Here is a 13,980-nt window from a genome sequence, read left to right on the forward strand (position 1 = left end):
TAAAAAACAAAAAAACCGCTCCAAAAGAATTGAAGCGGTCTAATTTTTATTTATTTACAGCTTATTGAGCTGGTGTAAATTCTTTTTGTAAAACTACTAAAGAAGGGAAGTGGTCACTGTAACCTCCTGTAAAAGTATCTCCAGCCCAAGAACGGTAAGGATAACCTTTGTATTGTCCATCTGGAGTAATCAAATAAGACGGAGCGTATACTTCAGCTTTATAAACACTGTAATTTTTTTGAAGTGTATCAGATAAAGCGTTTTTAGATACGATAATTTGGTCAAATAAGTTCGGAGCGTCTCTGTAACCTAATGATGCTACACCGCTTTTGAACATTTTATACATTAAATTATAGTAAGGTCTTTCTTCTGATAATTCTTTTTTGTCACCTACAGCTCCTAAATGTTTTGTTAAACTCACATTTACAGGGTCATCATTAAAGTCGCCCATTGCAAAAAGAAGTCTATCTGGTTCTTCGGCTCTTATTTTATCCATTTCTGCTTTTAAAACTGCAGCAGCGGCATTTCTTCTTGGTGCAGATGCAGCTTCGCCACCACTTCTACTTGGCCAGTGATTCATGAAAACCGCTACTTTTTCTCCATCTAATAAACCTTTTACCACCATCACATCTCTGGTGTAGCTTCTTTTTCCTTCGTCATTATAATTTACCACTTCTTTTTTGTAAGAATCTGTTACAGTAAATCTTTTCTTTTGGTAAATTATGGCAACATCTATTCCTCTCGCGTCATAAGAATTGTAATGTACAATTCCCCATTCTACTTTGTTAAGCGCAGGTTGTTTAATTAAGTCCTGAACAACTTGTCTGTTTTCTACTTCTATTAAACCTACAATTGCGGGTAAAGTTTTGGTGTATTGGTATCCTAGTTCAGAGATTACTTTTGACTCATTCGCAAGTTTAGTTTGGTAAACTTTAGAATTATAGTTTTTAGCACTTTTTGGAGTAAAATCATCTGCTAAGTTCTGGTATCTGATTACTTTTTTTCCGATAAGTAATTCGTCACTCCATTGTCCTTTATATTCTTCTGTTACAGGTAAAAATTTAAGAGAATCAATAGGTACGCTTCTATGGAAAGCAGGATTATTAATTGGTAAGGTTCCATCAATGTAATCAGCAGATGGAATGGTGTCCCAAAGGTTTTCTACATTTAGGAAAGCAATAGTAGCTCTTTTAACCTGAACTTGTGGTTTTTGAGCAAATCCTATAAAGAAAATCGCTATTGCAATAAGGCTAAAATATTTTCTCATTTTATAAAATTAAAAAGTGGGTTACAAATTTAAATCATTTAGTTCGAATAACGCATATAATTATTTGCAAATATATATCCAAAAAAATGCCAGATTAGCATGATATTAAACATTATTAAAAAAAATATGACAATTATTAGGTTTGATTTTTGTGAAAAAAAGATTAAAAAAAGTTAAAGTAAAGGAAATTTCACATAAATTTGTAGGTTCAATAGTTCACTATTGTAAAGAAGGAAAAAAATAAAATAAGTTATGATTAAGAAATTATCAATTATCTCAATATTTGGGATACTTTCTTTCTCAGCACTACAAGCGCAAACTACAGTTTATGCCTATCTAAAAGATGCACAAGGCAAACCAGTAGAGAATGCTGAAGTTGATTTGAGAGATTCAGACAATGATGTTACGGCTGATAAAATTGGCTACTTCCAATTGGTGGATATGAAACCGGGACATTATTCCATTACAATTTCGAAGCCGGGCTTTGAACACAAAATTATTGAATTTGATGTTTATGCAAATGAGAAGAAAAAAGATTTAGGTTCTATTTCTCTTGCTCCTTCGCTAGATATGGCAGATTTAGGAGTTATTACCATTGATGATTCTGACACTCAAGATTCTGACAATGGTAGTACTCAACCTACAGTAGGTTTGTTAAGCTCAGGTAGAGATGCTTTTGCTAATGTAGCGGCATTTGAACTAGGAGCATATTGGTTTAGACCAAGAGGTGTAGATAACCGTTTTGAAGATATTTTATTCAACGGTGTTTCTATGTCTAAAAATGATGACGGTAGAGTAGATTTCAGTAACTGGGGAGGGCTTAATGATATGACAAGATATCCCCAAGAAAATGTAGAAAATCTTACTCCTTCAGAATTCACGTTTGGTAACTTAGGTGGTGTAACATATTACAATACTAGAGCTTCTTCTTATAGAAAAGGAACTTCATTAGCATATTCTTTTACTAATAGAAGTTATTTCCACAGAGCGATGGCTACTTATAACAGTGGACTTAATAAAAAAGGATGGGCTTATTCTTTCTCTGCAAGTAGAAGATGGGCAGAAGAAGGAGTGATAGAAGGAACTTATCAAGATGCATACGCTTATTTCTTATCAGTAGAAAAAAGATTAGGAGAAAGACATGCTCTTAACTTTACAGCATTTGGTTCACCAACTTACAGAGGTTCTAACAGTCCAAATACACAAGAAGTATATGATTTAGCTGGTAAAAACTACAACTCTTATTGGGGATGGCAAGATGGAGAGAAAAGAAATTCTAGAATTAGAAACGTTTTCGAACCAGTTTTCCAAATGGCGCACTATTGGAAAATCGGAAAATCATCTAATTTAAATTCTACTTTCTCTTATCAACAAGGCGAAGATGCTAGAAGTAGATTAGATTGGTTCCACGGTGCGGATCCAAATCCAACTTATTATAGAAAATTGCCAAGCTACATTTTTGCTCCAACAACTTATGATACTAGTGATGGTGGATATAATATAACAGCAGCAGAATTTAATGCATATTTACCACTTTATGCTAAAGGAATCTATGATTGGAGACAAAATAAAGCAGGACAACAAATTGACTGGGACTTTTTATATGAAGCAAACAGAAACAACCTTGAAAGAGGAGCTGTTTACACCATGGTAGAAGATGTAAATAGAGATAAAACCATTAATTTTGTTTCTCACTTTGACACCAGATTAAAAGACAATTGGAAATTAAATGTTAACTTTAACTACCAAAATCTAAGATCAGATAACTTTAGAAGAATTAAAGATTTGTTAGGTGCAGCGTATGCTAATAATCTAGATGCATTCGGTGGTGATAAGCCGTTTAATGTAGATGGAGCAAGCACTAGGGTTTACGAAGGCGATAGAACACAATATTCTTATCTTCTTAATAGAGATGTAGCAGCATTAAATATTTCTACAGAATTAGATTTAAAAAGATGGAATGTGGTATTATCTGGTTTCTCTTCATATTCAGAGTCATTTAGAGAAGGATATTTTAGAAATCATTTTTATCTAAATAATTCTAAAGGAAAAAGTGATGTTTACGATTCTCAAGACTATGGGGTAAAAGGTAAACTTACTTATAAAATTAATGGTAGAAATTTCTTAGTGGCAAACGGAGCTTATTTCACATTAGCACCTACATTGAACGAGATTTTCATTAACCCAAGAGTAAACGATTTTGTAACTCCAAACTTGCAAAACCAAGAAATCACTTCTTCTGATTTCAGTTACATTACAAGAGGTCAAGTTCTTAAATTAAGATTAACGGGTTACTATACCTCAATCAAAAATTCTACAGAAATTTCTAGATATTTTGCAGAAGGTATTCAGTTAGGTACAGATGCAACTGCACAAGATGCTTTCGTGGCAGAAATTTTATCAGGAATTGATAAAAAATATATGGGAGCAGAATTTGCTGCAGATGTAAAAATTACCCCTACTTTAACATCAGTTTTAGTAGTAAGCTACGGTGATTATACTATTAGCAATAATCCTACTGCGTATGTTTCAATTGATTCAGATTTATATCCTAATGGTTATGACGAAATTGGAACAGCAAAACTTAAAGGTTATAAAATTGCTGGAACTCCGCAAAAAGCAGCTTCATTAAGCTTCAGATATAACTCACCTAAATATTGGTGGTTTGGTATGTCTGCAAATTATTTAATGGATCAATATTTAGATTTCTCTGCATTAAACAGAACTCCAAACTTCTACACAGATCCTACTACTGGTGATAATTACATTCACCCAGTTACAGGACAAGTAGTAACTCAGAGTGATGTAGATGCATTAAACAAACAAAAGAAATTTGATGACCAATTCATGCTTAATGCAAATATTGGTAAGTCTTTCTTATTTGGTAAATATAGAGTAGGAGCTAGTTTAAGTGTAAACAATATCCTAAACAATAGAGATTATGTAACAGGTGGTTTTGAACAAGGTAGAAAATCTAACTTCACAGAATCATATGTAGATAATGTAATTTCGCCAGTTTCATTATTTGGTCCGAAATTATGGTATGACAGAGGAACTACTTTCTTTGCTAATGTTTATTTAAGATTTTAATTTCATTAATATTAAAACATGAAAAAATATTTTTCAATTATAAGAATTTTCATTTTGTCACTTACGGTTTTTTTAACCAGTTGTGTACAAGATGATGAGTATTCGACACCAGATTTACAAGGTAAGTGTCAGACTTTAACGCCTACGAAAACTATAGCAGAGGTAAAAACAGCTTATGCGAATAACACTGCTACCATTACAGATGATATCATTATAGAAGGATATGTTTCTTCTTCTGATGAATCTGGAAACGTTTATAAAACGATTTATTTACAAGACGCGCCAGAAAACCCTACTCAAGGTTTAGTAGTAAGTGTAGATGCTGTAAGTACTTATACTTCTTTCCCACAAGGTTCTAAAGTATACATCAAACTAAAAGGCTTAGCTTTTGGTAGATATGGTAACGTTTTACAAGTTGGCTATAATAATATTGATCCCATTACCAATACTCCTACTTTTGGAAGAATTCCAGAAAAATTAGTAGCAAATCATTTGGTAAGATCTTGTGCTTCTAAAGTGAAGATAGTTCCTAAAGTAATAACTTTAGCAAGTTTAACGAATACTTCTACTGTTGATCCTCTAATTGGTGCTTTAGTACAAATAAATAATGCAGAATTTCCAATCAATTTACTTTGTAATATTTATGCACCAAATGGAACTACTGTAAATAGACAAATTGTAGACCCTACCATGACTACTCCAATAAATTCTAGAGTAGTAAGAAACAGTGGTTATGCTTCTTTTGCTGCAGACCAATTACCTTCTGGAAATGGTACTTTTATAGGTATTTTAAGTAAATTTAATTCTGATTATCAATTTTTTATTAATAGAGTTTCAGATCTTAACATGAAAGGGGCAAGATTAGACGGTACTACTCCTTCTTGTACTTTCAACACTACAGGTAAAACAATGAAAACTGTTGCAGAAGTAAAAGCTTATTTCACAGGTGCTTTAGCTCAAATTCCTGATAATGCATACCTTAAAGCTCAAGTAACGGCTAACGATAAAACAGGAAACTTATTTAAATACATTTATGTAGAAGATAAGACGGGTGGTATTAGAGTAAACATAGATATGGCTTCTCTTTATGCAGACCCTAGATTCTTTGTAGGAAAACAAGTGTTAATTAATCTTAAGGATTTATATGTAGGATCTGTAAAGGGTGAAGTACAATTAGGAGGCTTATTTAGTGGAAATGTAGGTAGAGTTCTTGCGAATGATGTTTATAAACATTTCTTCCCAACTACAGATTTTACAGAAGTGGTGGCTACAGAAAAAACAATCGCGGGTCTTACTGATGGAGATGTAGGAAGATGGATTAAAATTAAAGACCTTCAATTCATTAATGATGATTTAGGAGAAACTTATGCAGGAGCATCTAATACTACTAGAACATTAGAAGATTGTTCAGGAGCTAAAATTTCTCTTACTACAAGTAGCTTTGCAAATTTTGCAAGCAGACAAATTGATAGCGGAAAAGGAGACCTTTATGGTGTTTTAACTAAGGCTAATGGTAAGTACGAAGTTTGGATTACTAATCCACTTGGAGCAGACTTTGATGGAAATAGATGTGATGGCTCTCCAGCACCAGTATTTGAAAGCATTTTTAATGAAGATTTCTCTGGAGCATTAACCAATAACTGGACTGCTGTAAATGTATTGGGAACTGCTGTTTGGAATATCCAACAGTTTGGTAATCCAAAACCATGTGTTGTAATGAGCGGAAATGGCAATGAAGACTGGTTAATTTCTAAACCAATTACGCTTGCAGGATATAAAAATTACTACTTAAGTTTTGAAACTGATGGTAGAGCTAGTGTTCAATCAGATCAGTTAGAAGTTTATGTAACAGATAACTATACAGGTAGTTTAGATCCTAAAAATTGGACTAAACTTAACCCAACTTTAGACTCAGATATGAGTAAGTTTGCACCATTTGTAAACTCAGGTAAATTAGATATTTCTAATTTTGCAGGTAAAAATGTAGTAGTAGCATTTAAATATACTTCTACGGATACAGCTTCTGCAACTTGGGAGCTTGATAATGTAAAAGTAAGAGGTAGAAAATAAATCTAACTTCGCATATATATTCATAAAACAGCTTCAGAAATGAAGCTGTTTTTTTGGTAAATATTGATGATGAAATCTCAAATAATTTGTTCTATTCTGTGAAAAAGAAAGGTGTTTTTAGCCTAAAGATTTTGCTCCAAAAGCTAATAACTATGATAAAATATTTCGTACAATTATAGTCGTAAAAAAAGCCTTACAAAATCTGTAAGGCTTACTTTTATCTTTAAAATTTTTGTTAGAAAGAAACTTCGTTTACTTCTTTACCTCGCATAAAGGTCATGTTTTTTTGTGAACCTTTATAAGCAATATTTACCAAGTTGAGTTGTTTAGGATAAGCTTCTAATAAAAGATTATTTTTAATTTTTAAGCTAGAAATATCAGAAACGCCATTCGCTTCGAAATATACCCAAACACTTTCTCCATTTACTTGACTTCCTGTAAACGTAAGCGCTTTGTTTTGACCGTTTACATATACATCAAAATGGTCATTTACATATCTTTTCACTTCTGCTTCAAAAGCAGTAGTATTAGGATTAATTTTTAAAACTTCTGCAATGTGTCCAGAGTTTAATTTTGTAGTGAATTTAAGCGTTTTACTGCCTTCTACATAATCTACCTTGGTCATAGAAGAATAAAAATCTGAGAGTGTAAAACTCATCAGCATTGTGATTAAACCTATTGCAATTATTCCTATAAATTTTTTCATTTTTTTCTTATTTAATACTTTTTTCAAAGTTGTATTTTTTTCAAATGTATATAAAAAATGTCAAATCTTGTGCCAAATTCTAGAAATTTACACTGACAGAGTATTTATCGTAGAAAGCTTTAATATGAGCTACTGCTTCATCTGCTGTATCTACCACTCGGAAAAGACTTAAATCTTCTTCTTTGATTAAATGATTTTTAAGTAAAGTTCCGGTAAACCAATCCAGAAGTCCGCTCCAAAATTCTGTTCCCACCAAAACAATTGGGAATCTGCCAATTTTATGCGTCTGAATTAATGTTAACGCTTCCGAAAGTTCATCGAGCGTTCCAAAACCTCCCGGTAAAACGATGAAGCCTTGAGAATACTTCACAAACATCACTTTTCTTACGAAAAAGTAATCGAAATTAATCGAGTAAGGTTTATCTATAAAAGCATTAAAATTCTGTTCAAATGGCAATTCTATGTTTAATCCAATGGATTTTCCGTTGCCTTCTCTCGCTCCTTTGTTTCCCGCTTCCATAATTCCAGGGCCACCTCCAGTAATGACTCCGAAGCCGATTTCTGTAATTTTTCTGGCAATATCTACCGCCATTTTATAATAAGGATCTTCTGGTTTTAACCTTGCAGAACCGAAAATAGAAACACAAGGTCCTATTTTGGCTAATTTTTCGTAGCCATCTACAAATTCAGACATCACTTTGAAAACCATCCAAGAATCTTTGGTTACGGTTTCGTCCCAAGTTTTTTGTCTTAAACTTTCTTGTAATCTTTTATCTTCTGATGCGTTATCGTCTAGCATTTTTTTAAAAATTTAGTTTTATTTTACCATTAAGTTCTTATTAAGGAATTAAGAAAATTAAGTTGAGAGTGAAAATCCTCTTAATGCACTTAATTTCTTAACGATTTTCAAAATTTATTTGAAAACTTAATGGTTTAAAAATTATGTAAAATATTTTTCTGCTTCTATCACAGATTCTGGTCTTCCTACATCTATTAATCTGGCTTCGTGCTGAAATCCTAAGATGTTATTTTCAAACATTAAATCCAAATATTCTTCCATGATAGAAAATTTTCCTCTTCTTTTTATTTTGTCAAAGATAGAAGAATTAATACAATGTATTCCGCTGAAAGCCAATTCTTTAAAATTATTATTGAATTCTGCCATTTTGGTTTCTCCAGAATTCTTGTTCATCCAACCTTTTAAAACCATTTCTGAATTGAAGAAAAGTTTTCGGGAAGAATTTCTGTCTGAAACCGCTAAAGTAGCTAATGGAAGATGCGTTTCGTGGAATTTTACCAATTCATGAATGTTCAAATCAGTAAGAATATCAGCATTCATAATCAGGAAGTTTTCTTCGTTTTCCAGATATTTTTGAGCAAAAAGCAAGCCACCTCCTGTTTCTAAAAGTTCATCTTTTTCATCAGAAATATCAATTTTGGCTCCAAAATGATTGTTTTTTTCTAAGAATTCTACAATTTGTTCCCCGAAATGATGCACATTAATCACAAATTCTTTAACTCCAAAACTTTCCAGATATTTTATATTTCTTTCCAGCAAAGGAACATCATTCACCAGTGCCAAAGCTTTAGGATGGCTATCTGTAAAAGGTTTTAACCGAGTTCCTTTTCCTGCTGCGAAAATGAGAGCTTTCTTAATCATGTAGAATGAATATTGCAGATTTTACAATTGTTAATTAAGTTGAGGTTGTTCGTTATGCGTTACTGCAACATTTACCAATTCTGGATATTTTTCCTGCAAAAATTCGCCGAGTTTTATGGCGCAATACACGCTTCTGTGTTGGCCGCCTGTACAACCAAAAGCTATTTGCAAATGGTCAAAACCACGAGCGATGTAATCATTGATGGTAATGCTTACTAATTTTTTGATGAGGTCTATAAATTGAGGCATTTCAGTTTTGGTTTCTAGAAATTCTTGAACGCCTTTGTCATTACCAGTTTGAGGTTTATATTCTTCAATTCTTCCTGGATTGAGAATTCCTCTACAATCGAATACAAAACCGCCGCCATTTCCGCTGTTGTCTACTGGTATTCCACCTTTTTTATAAGAAAAACTGTAAATGTCTATGGTTAGTTTATTGTCCATCAATTAATTTTTGAATTTTATTTTTAGTTTCTGTTGTGTTCAGTTGTAGAATTAAATTTTTTAGTTCTGGATATTCATTCATTTCGAGTTCCGTTTTGGTGAATTCTACTAAATTTTGAATTCCCTGTTCTAAACTAGCGATAAAATGCGGTTTTCTCTGAATAATTCCTCTAAAACCATAGGCTCCTAAAACCTGAATAAAACGAATCATTTTACAATATTTCAAAGATTTTTCTAATTCATTTCTTTGTTCTAAAGGATGAAAAGAGAAGTAATATTCCAGCATTTCATTTTTGAAATTTTCAGAAAAATTGGCTTTAGCTTGGAAGAGAAAAGAAACCACATCATAAAGAGCAGGTCCTTCCATTGCCGCTTGATAATCGATGAAAAAAACTTCGTCTTTATCATTGACCAAAATATTTCTTGCCTGAAAATCTCTTATCATCAATGATTTTGAAGCCGAATTTTCTATTTTTTCTACAATTTTTTTGAACTCTTTCAGTAAAGTAGATTTGTGATAAGGCAACTCTAGAATGTCTATCAAATAATTTTTGAAGTAGTATAAATCATGCGTAATGGGCAGTTCGTCATACTTTTCGTACTCGAAAGTCTTAGAAAAATCTATTGAATTTTGGGTCTTTTCTTGAAGTTCAAATAAATGTTTTAATGTTTGTTTGACCAAAGATTTTACTCTTTCAGATTCGCCTTCTTGAGTGATGATTTCAGAAAGTGTTTTTTCGCCTAAAAATTCCTGAATGTATAGTTTTCTTTCTTCGTTGATTTTTAAAATCTGAGGCGTGTTCAACTTTAAATCTGAAAAAACTTGTGTGAAATAGAAAAACGCTTCGTTTTCTAGAAGATTTTCGTTGTAAGTAATCACATAAGTTTCATTCGAGGATTTTCCTATGAAATTCATTCGCGCAGAACCACTTTGAGGCAATGCCAAAAATGCGGTTGCCTTTTCGCCTAAAAATTCTTCGAAAAAAAGTTGTGCTATTTCTTGATTTTTCATTACCAAGCAAATATAATAATTTGAAAAGGGATTTTTTGTGTATTTTTGTTATAATATGAAAGATTTCAAAGAAATACTGTGGGTTTTGCTTAGATTTTTGGGGATTTGGCTATTGCTATTTCTCCTGTATCAATGGTATTTGAACCAATTTTCTGGAAATATTGACGGCTTCACCAAAATTATTTCTGACCAAAGCGCTTTCTTACTGAATTTAACAGGTTATGAAACGATAACCAAAGATTTTCCAACTCATGAAACTATTCTCTTCTATATTAATGGAAAGTCTGCAACTAGAATGATAGAAGGTTGTAATGCTGTTTCGGTGATGATCATGTTCTTGGCGTTTGTCTTTGCTTTTTATAAAGGCGTAAAAACGTTTTATTTCGCTTTTTCAGGAATTGTTTTGCTCTATATTTTAAATCTTTTTAGAATTTATGTGCTGAATGTGATTGTGGTAGATTTTCCTGCTTTAACTAAACCTGCGCATGATTATTTCTTTCCTGCGATTATTTATGGAGGAGTAGTGGTTTTATGGTTAATTTGGATTAATAAATTTGTCATTACCGATGAGAAAAATTCTTAATTGGCTGTTTGTTTTCGTAGGGATTTTAGGATTAATTTCTGTGCGTTTTTTAGAAGATAAAATTTTCTACGACCCATTTTTAGCTTTTTTCAAAGGAGATTATAAAGTATCGACAATTCCAGATTTTGATTCGGTGAAATTAATTACAAGTCATTTGTTAAGATTTTTGTTGAATTTATTTTTCTCGGCAGTTGTAGTTCATTTTATGTTTTTAAATAAAAAATGGACTTTGCAAGCTGTTGCTTTAATGACGATAGCGTTTTTACTTTTCTTCCCGATTTATCTTTGGTGTTTGTATTCAAAAATGGAAGTAGGTTATCTTTTCACGTTTTCAGTGAGAAGATTTGTCATTCAACCAGTAATTTTACTGTTGATTATTCCTATTTTTTATTACAGAAAAAAACTTGAAAAAAATTAAGGATTGTTTTCTAGACAATGTTTCGAAACTTGGGAAACGCTTTCAGGAGTCCATTCTATTTTCTTTTTAAAAGTATGAATTCTGTGCGCACATTCTAGTTGACAAATTTCGCAAGAATGTGGTTTACAATCATCCATGTGAAAATTAAATTCAACATGTCTTTCTGTTTCTGATGCTAAAGTTTTGATGATGTTTTCCATTTCTTGATGAGATTCTCTAAGCGTATCATACCATGGAAGCGTAATGTGAGCGTCGATATGTAAACCACTCCCGTATTGTTGGATTTTCATGTTATGAATGTCAATCCATTCTTTTTTTCGGTTTTTGGCGAGAACTTCTACTACAGCTTTCAATAAATTTGGGTCTGCTTCGTCCATAATTCCACTGAGTGATTTTCTTACAATTTTGTACCCTACAATGATAATATAAGAACCAAAAACCAAAGCTACGGCAGCATCTATCCAATAAATTTTAGTAAAGTACACTAGAACTAAACTGATCACTACGCCCAAAGTTGTCCAAGTGTCTGATTGAAGATGTTTTCCTGAAGAAATAAGAACCACTGAATTTTCTCTTTCTCCTTTTTTGATGGAGAAGTATCCCATCAAATAATTGATAATGGCAGTTGCTAAGACAATGAGAATTCCATAATCTAATTTTTTTAAAGTATTGCCATGAAGCAAACTGTCCACAGCTTCTACAATAATCATAATTCCTGCAAAAATAATCAGCGAACCTTCCACACCAGAAGTCACAAACTCTACTTTTCCGTGACCATAAGGATGGTTTTCGTCTTTTGGTTGAGCTGCCAAATACAAAGAATATAACCCCATGAAAGCCGAAATAATATTTACAATACTTTCCATTGCATCTGAAAAAACAGCATCAGAATTGGTAAGATGCCATGCAATCAGTTTTCCTATGAATAAAATGACACCTATTATGGCTACATTTCTCTGGAAAGTAAATTTTTGTTTGTTTTTATTGATGGTAGCGACTTCCATGTATTTAATTTTAAAAGTTTGAAGGTTCTAACAAAAAATCCCGCTTTTCGCGGGATGTTATTTTATGCTAATTGGTTTGCAATGAGATATTCTGCGATTTGTACCGCGTTCGTTGCGGCGCCTTTTCTCAGATTGTCTGCTACAATCCAGCAGTTCAGAGTGTTTGGCTGAGAAAGGTCTCTTCTGATTCTTCCTACGAAAACTTCGTCTTTTCCTTCAGAGTAGAAACACATAGGATAAACTTTATTTTCTACATCATCTTGAAGAACAACTCCTGGAGTATTGGCTAGAATATTTTTAACTTCTTCTAAGTCAAAATCATTTTCAAATTCTATGTTTACGCTTTCTGAGTGACCTCCTTGTACAGGAATTCTCACCGCAGTTGCTGTAATTTTAATAGAATCATCACCCATGATTTTTTTAGGTTCCTTGATGAGTTTAAGCTCTTCTTTGGTGTAATCATCTGCATCAAAAACGTCACACTGTGGTAAAGCATTTTTGAAAATTTGGTAAGGATAAACAGCGTTTACTTCTACAGAACCAGGATTTACAGCATTTGCAATTTCTGCGTTCAATTGATCTACAGCTGCTTTTCCTGTTCCTGAAACCGATTGGTAAGTAGAAACGATTACTCTTTTTACTTTGTATTTTAAATGAAGAGGATTAAGAACCATCACCATTTGAATGGTAGAGCAATTAGGGTTTGCGATGATTTTATCTTCTTTGGTTAAAACGTGAGCGTTAATTTCTGGAACTACTAATTTTTTAGTAGGGTCCATTCTCCAAGCAGAAGAGTTGTCTATCACAGTGCAACCTACTTCAGCAAATTTAGGAGCGTATTCTAGTGAAGTAGAACCTCCTGCAGAGAAAATAGCAATTTCAGGTTTCATAGAAATCGCAGTTTCCATAGAAACGATGTCATACTGTTTACTCTTGAAAGTGATTTTCTTTCCTACAGATTTTTCTGATGCTACAGGAATTAATTCTGTAATAGGAAGATTTCTTTCTTCCAAAACTTTCAACATAACTTGGCCTACCATTCCGGTTGCGCCTACTACTGCGATTTTCATAATTGAAATTGTTTTAAATTTTTTAAAAAGTTAAAGGTGTAAAATGTTGTTTAAATCTAATATTTAATAAAATTCGTTATAAATAATCCTTTTGAAAATTGTTTAATGGAAAATTTATCTAAATTTTTTACAAAGATAGTAAAAATTATCTTTTGCGATAAAATGATTTAAATCAATTTTACACCTTTCCTTTTTTATGCTCCGAAAACTTTAGCCCAAGGGAAAGCGTAGCCAAATAATAGCAATGCCAGAACTCCCATGAAAACTACTTTTAGTGCTAAGGTTTCGTTCTTTTTTAAATATTTGTTGATAATGGTTAATAAAATAGCAGCCACTAACATAGAAAAAGGATGCTCTACGAAAGTTACTCTATTGTAAGAATCGCTCATTAATGTTCCGCTATCTAATGCTGCTTTTAATCCTGGAGAAAAAACAAGCATAGCAATCCCGATTAAGAATTGTAGGTGAAACAAAATCATGGTAAAAAGGGTAGATTTTTTTAATAGCTTGCTGATTTTACCAGAATAACCAAACATAGCCATCAATAATGCTACGATGAAAACTAATGCTGCTACTAAAATTAAATAACCGAAACCTTTGTGAGCTTCTCTAATAATGTTAAATGTATCCATATTTTTTATTTGTTACAAATATAA

General features: G+C 32.4%; 13 protein-coding genes. 4 read left to right on the top strand and 9 right to left on the bottom strand.

The window, feature by feature from the left end; all coding sequences use genetic code 11:
* Positions 1 to 61: 61 nt before the first annotated feature.
* Entirely contained in the window at positions 62 to 1,267 is a 1,206-nt protein-coding gene (locus tag QO190_RS01765; RefSeq protein ID WP_371461024.1) for an endonuclease, read from the bottom strand.
* A gap of 252 nt (positions 1,268 to 1,519) precedes the next feature.
* Here QO190_RS01765 and QO190_RS01770 point away from each other — a divergent pair, with 252 nt between their 5' ends.
* Together QO190_RS01770 and QO190_RS01775 are read left to right on the top strand one after the other, a co-directional pair.
* Complete coding sequence (locus QO190_RS01770) at positions 1,520 to 4,357, top strand: carboxypeptidase regulatory-like domain-containing protein (RefSeq protein WP_371461025.1); 2,838 nt, start codon at positions 1,520 to 1,522, stop codon at positions 4,355 to 4,357.
* Between the two features lie 18 nt (positions 4,358 to 4,375).
* On the top strand, positions 4,376 to 6,427 hold the full coding sequence (locus QO190_RS01775) for a DUF5689 domain-containing protein (RefSeq protein WP_371461026.1): 2,052 nt from the start codon (positions 4,376 to 4,378) through the stop codon (positions 6,425 to 6,427).
* 235 nt (positions 6,428 to 6,662) lie between these two features.
* Here QO190_RS01775 and QO190_RS01780 read toward each other — a convergent pair whose 3' ends face one another.
* The 5 genes from QO190_RS01780 to QO190_RS01800 all read right to left on the bottom strand — a co-directional run bounded on the left by QO190_RS01780 (position 6,663) and on the right by QO190_RS01800 (position 10,249).
* Positions 6,663 to 7,133, bottom strand: a complete 471-nt coding sequence (locus tag QO190_RS01780; protein WP_069800189.1) for a DUF6702 family protein — start codon at positions 7,131 to 7,133, stop codon at positions 6,663 to 6,665.
* Between the two features lie 79 nt (positions 7,134 to 7,212).
* Positions 7,213 to 7,932, bottom strand: coding sequence for a TIGR00730 family Rossman fold protein (locus QO190_RS01785; RefSeq protein ID WP_371461028.1), 720 nt, complete (start codon positions 7,930 to 7,932; stop codon positions 7,213 to 7,215).
* Between the two features lie 141 nt (positions 7,933 to 8,073).
* On the bottom strand, positions 8,074 to 8,793 hold the full coding sequence (locus tag QO190_RS01790) for an NDP-sugar synthase (protein WP_371461030.1): 720 nt from the start codon (positions 8,791 to 8,793) through the stop codon (positions 8,074 to 8,076).
* A 30-nt stretch (positions 8,794 to 8,823) separates the two neighbouring features.
* A complete protein-coding gene (locus QO190_RS01795) occupies positions 8,824 to 9,237 on the bottom strand; it encodes an ATP-binding protein (protein ID WP_371461032.1) in 414 nt (137 codons plus the stop codon).
* Complete coding sequence (locus QO190_RS01800; RefSeq protein WP_371461033.1) at positions 9,227 to 10,249, bottom strand: aminoglycoside phosphotransferase family protein; 1,023 nt, start codon at positions 10,247 to 10,249, stop codon at positions 9,227 to 9,229. The genes QO190_RS01795 and QO190_RS01800 overlap by 11 nt, the downstream gene beginning before the upstream one ends.
* Positions 10,250 to 10,304: 55 nt before the next feature.
* Between QO190_RS01800 and xrtF the strand changes: the two genes are divergently transcribed.
* A complete protein-coding gene (gene xrtF / locus QO190_RS01805; protein ID WP_371461034.1) occupies positions 10,305 to 10,832 on the top strand; it encodes an exosortase family protein XrtF in 528 nt (175 codons plus the stop codon).
* Positions 10,816 to 11,250: an exosortase F system-associated protein gene (locus QO190_RS01810; protein WP_371461035.1), complete on the top strand. Its 435-nt coding sequence runs from the start codon at positions 10,816 to 10,818 to the stop codon at positions 11,248 to 11,250. Before xrtF ends, QO190_RS01810 begins: the two co-directional genes overlap by 17 nt.
* Here QO190_RS01810 and QO190_RS01815 read toward each other — a convergent pair.
* The 3 genes from QO190_RS01815 to QO190_RS01825 form a co-directional block, all read right to left on the bottom strand.
* Complete coding sequence (locus QO190_RS01815) at positions 11,247 to 12,254, bottom strand: cation diffusion facilitator family transporter (protein ID WP_371461037.1); 1,008 nt, start codon at positions 12,252 to 12,254, stop codon at positions 11,247 to 11,249. The two genes, QO190_RS01810 and QO190_RS01815, sit on opposite strands and share 4 nt — an antisense overlap.
* A 62-nt stretch (positions 12,255 to 12,316) precedes the next feature.
* A complete protein-coding gene (locus tag QO190_RS01820; protein ID WP_104793170.1) occupies positions 12,317 to 13,324 on the bottom strand; it encodes an aspartate-semialdehyde dehydrogenase in 1,008 nt (335 codons plus the stop codon).
* A gap of 194 nt (positions 13,325 to 13,518) precedes the next feature.
* Positions 13,519 to 13,956, bottom strand: a complete 438-nt coding sequence (locus QO190_RS01825; RefSeq protein ID WP_371461039.1) for a hypothetical protein — start codon at positions 13,954 to 13,956, stop codon at positions 13,519 to 13,521.
* Between the last annotated feature and the right edge of the window lie 24 nt (positions 13,957 to 13,980).

It is taken from the genome of Cloacibacterium sp. Arc13 (assembly GCF_041431305.1).
Classification (GTDB): Bacteria; Bacteroidota; Bacteroidia; order Flavobacteriales; family Weeksellaceae; genus Cloacibacterium; species Cloacibacterium caeni_B.

Bases quoted from the DNA above. Each gene is read 5' to 3' on its own strand.
- QO190_RS01790 (WP_371461030.1), bottom strand. From the start codon at position 8,793: ATGATTAAGAAAGCTCTCATTTTCGCAGCAGGAAAAGGAACTCGGTTA.
- QO190_RS01785 (WP_371461028.1), bottom strand. From the start codon at position 7,932: ATGCTAGACGATAACGCATCAGAAGATAAAAGATTACAAGAAAGTTTA.
- QO190_RS01815 (WP_371461037.1), bottom strand. From the start codon at position 12,254: ATGGAAGTCGCTACCATCAATAAAAACAAACAAAAATTTACTTTCCAG.
- QO190_RS01780 (WP_069800189.1), bottom strand. From the start codon at position 7,133: ATGAAAAAATTTATAGGAATAATTGCAATAGGTTTAATCACAATGCTG.
- QO190_RS01775 (WP_371461026.1), top strand. From the start codon at position 4,376: ATGAAAAAATATTTTTCAATTATAAGAATTTTCATTTTGTCACTTACG.
- xrtF (WP_371461034.1), top strand. From the start codon at position 10,305: ATGAAAGATTTCAAAGAAATACTGTGGGTTTTGCTTAGATTTTTGGGG.
- QO190_RS01770 (WP_371461025.1), top strand. From the start codon at position 1,520: ATGATTAAGAAATTATCAATTATCTCAATATTTGGGATACTTTCTTTC.
- QO190_RS01825 (WP_371461039.1), bottom strand. From the start codon at position 13,956: ATGGATACATTTAACATTATTAGAGAAGCTCACAAAGGTTTCGGTTAT.
- QO190_RS01795 (WP_371461032.1), bottom strand. From the start codon at position 9,237: ATGGACAATAAACTAACCATAGACATTTACAGTTTTTCTTATAAAAAA.
- QO190_RS01800 (WP_371461033.1), bottom strand. From the start codon at position 10,249: ATGAAAAATCAAGAAATAGCACAACTTTTTTTCGAAGAATTTTTAGGC.
- QO190_RS01810 (WP_371461035.1), top strand. From the start codon at position 10,816: ATGAGAAAAATTCTTAATTGGCTGTTTGTTTTCGTAGGGATTTTAGGA.
- QO190_RS01765 (WP_371461024.1), bottom strand. From the start codon at position 1,267: ATGAGAAAATATTTTAGCCTTATTGCAATAGCGATTTTCTTTATAGGA.
- QO190_RS01820 (WP_104793170.1), bottom strand. From the start codon at position 13,324: ATGAAAATCGCAGTAGTAGGCGCAACCGGAATGGTAGGCCAAGTTATG.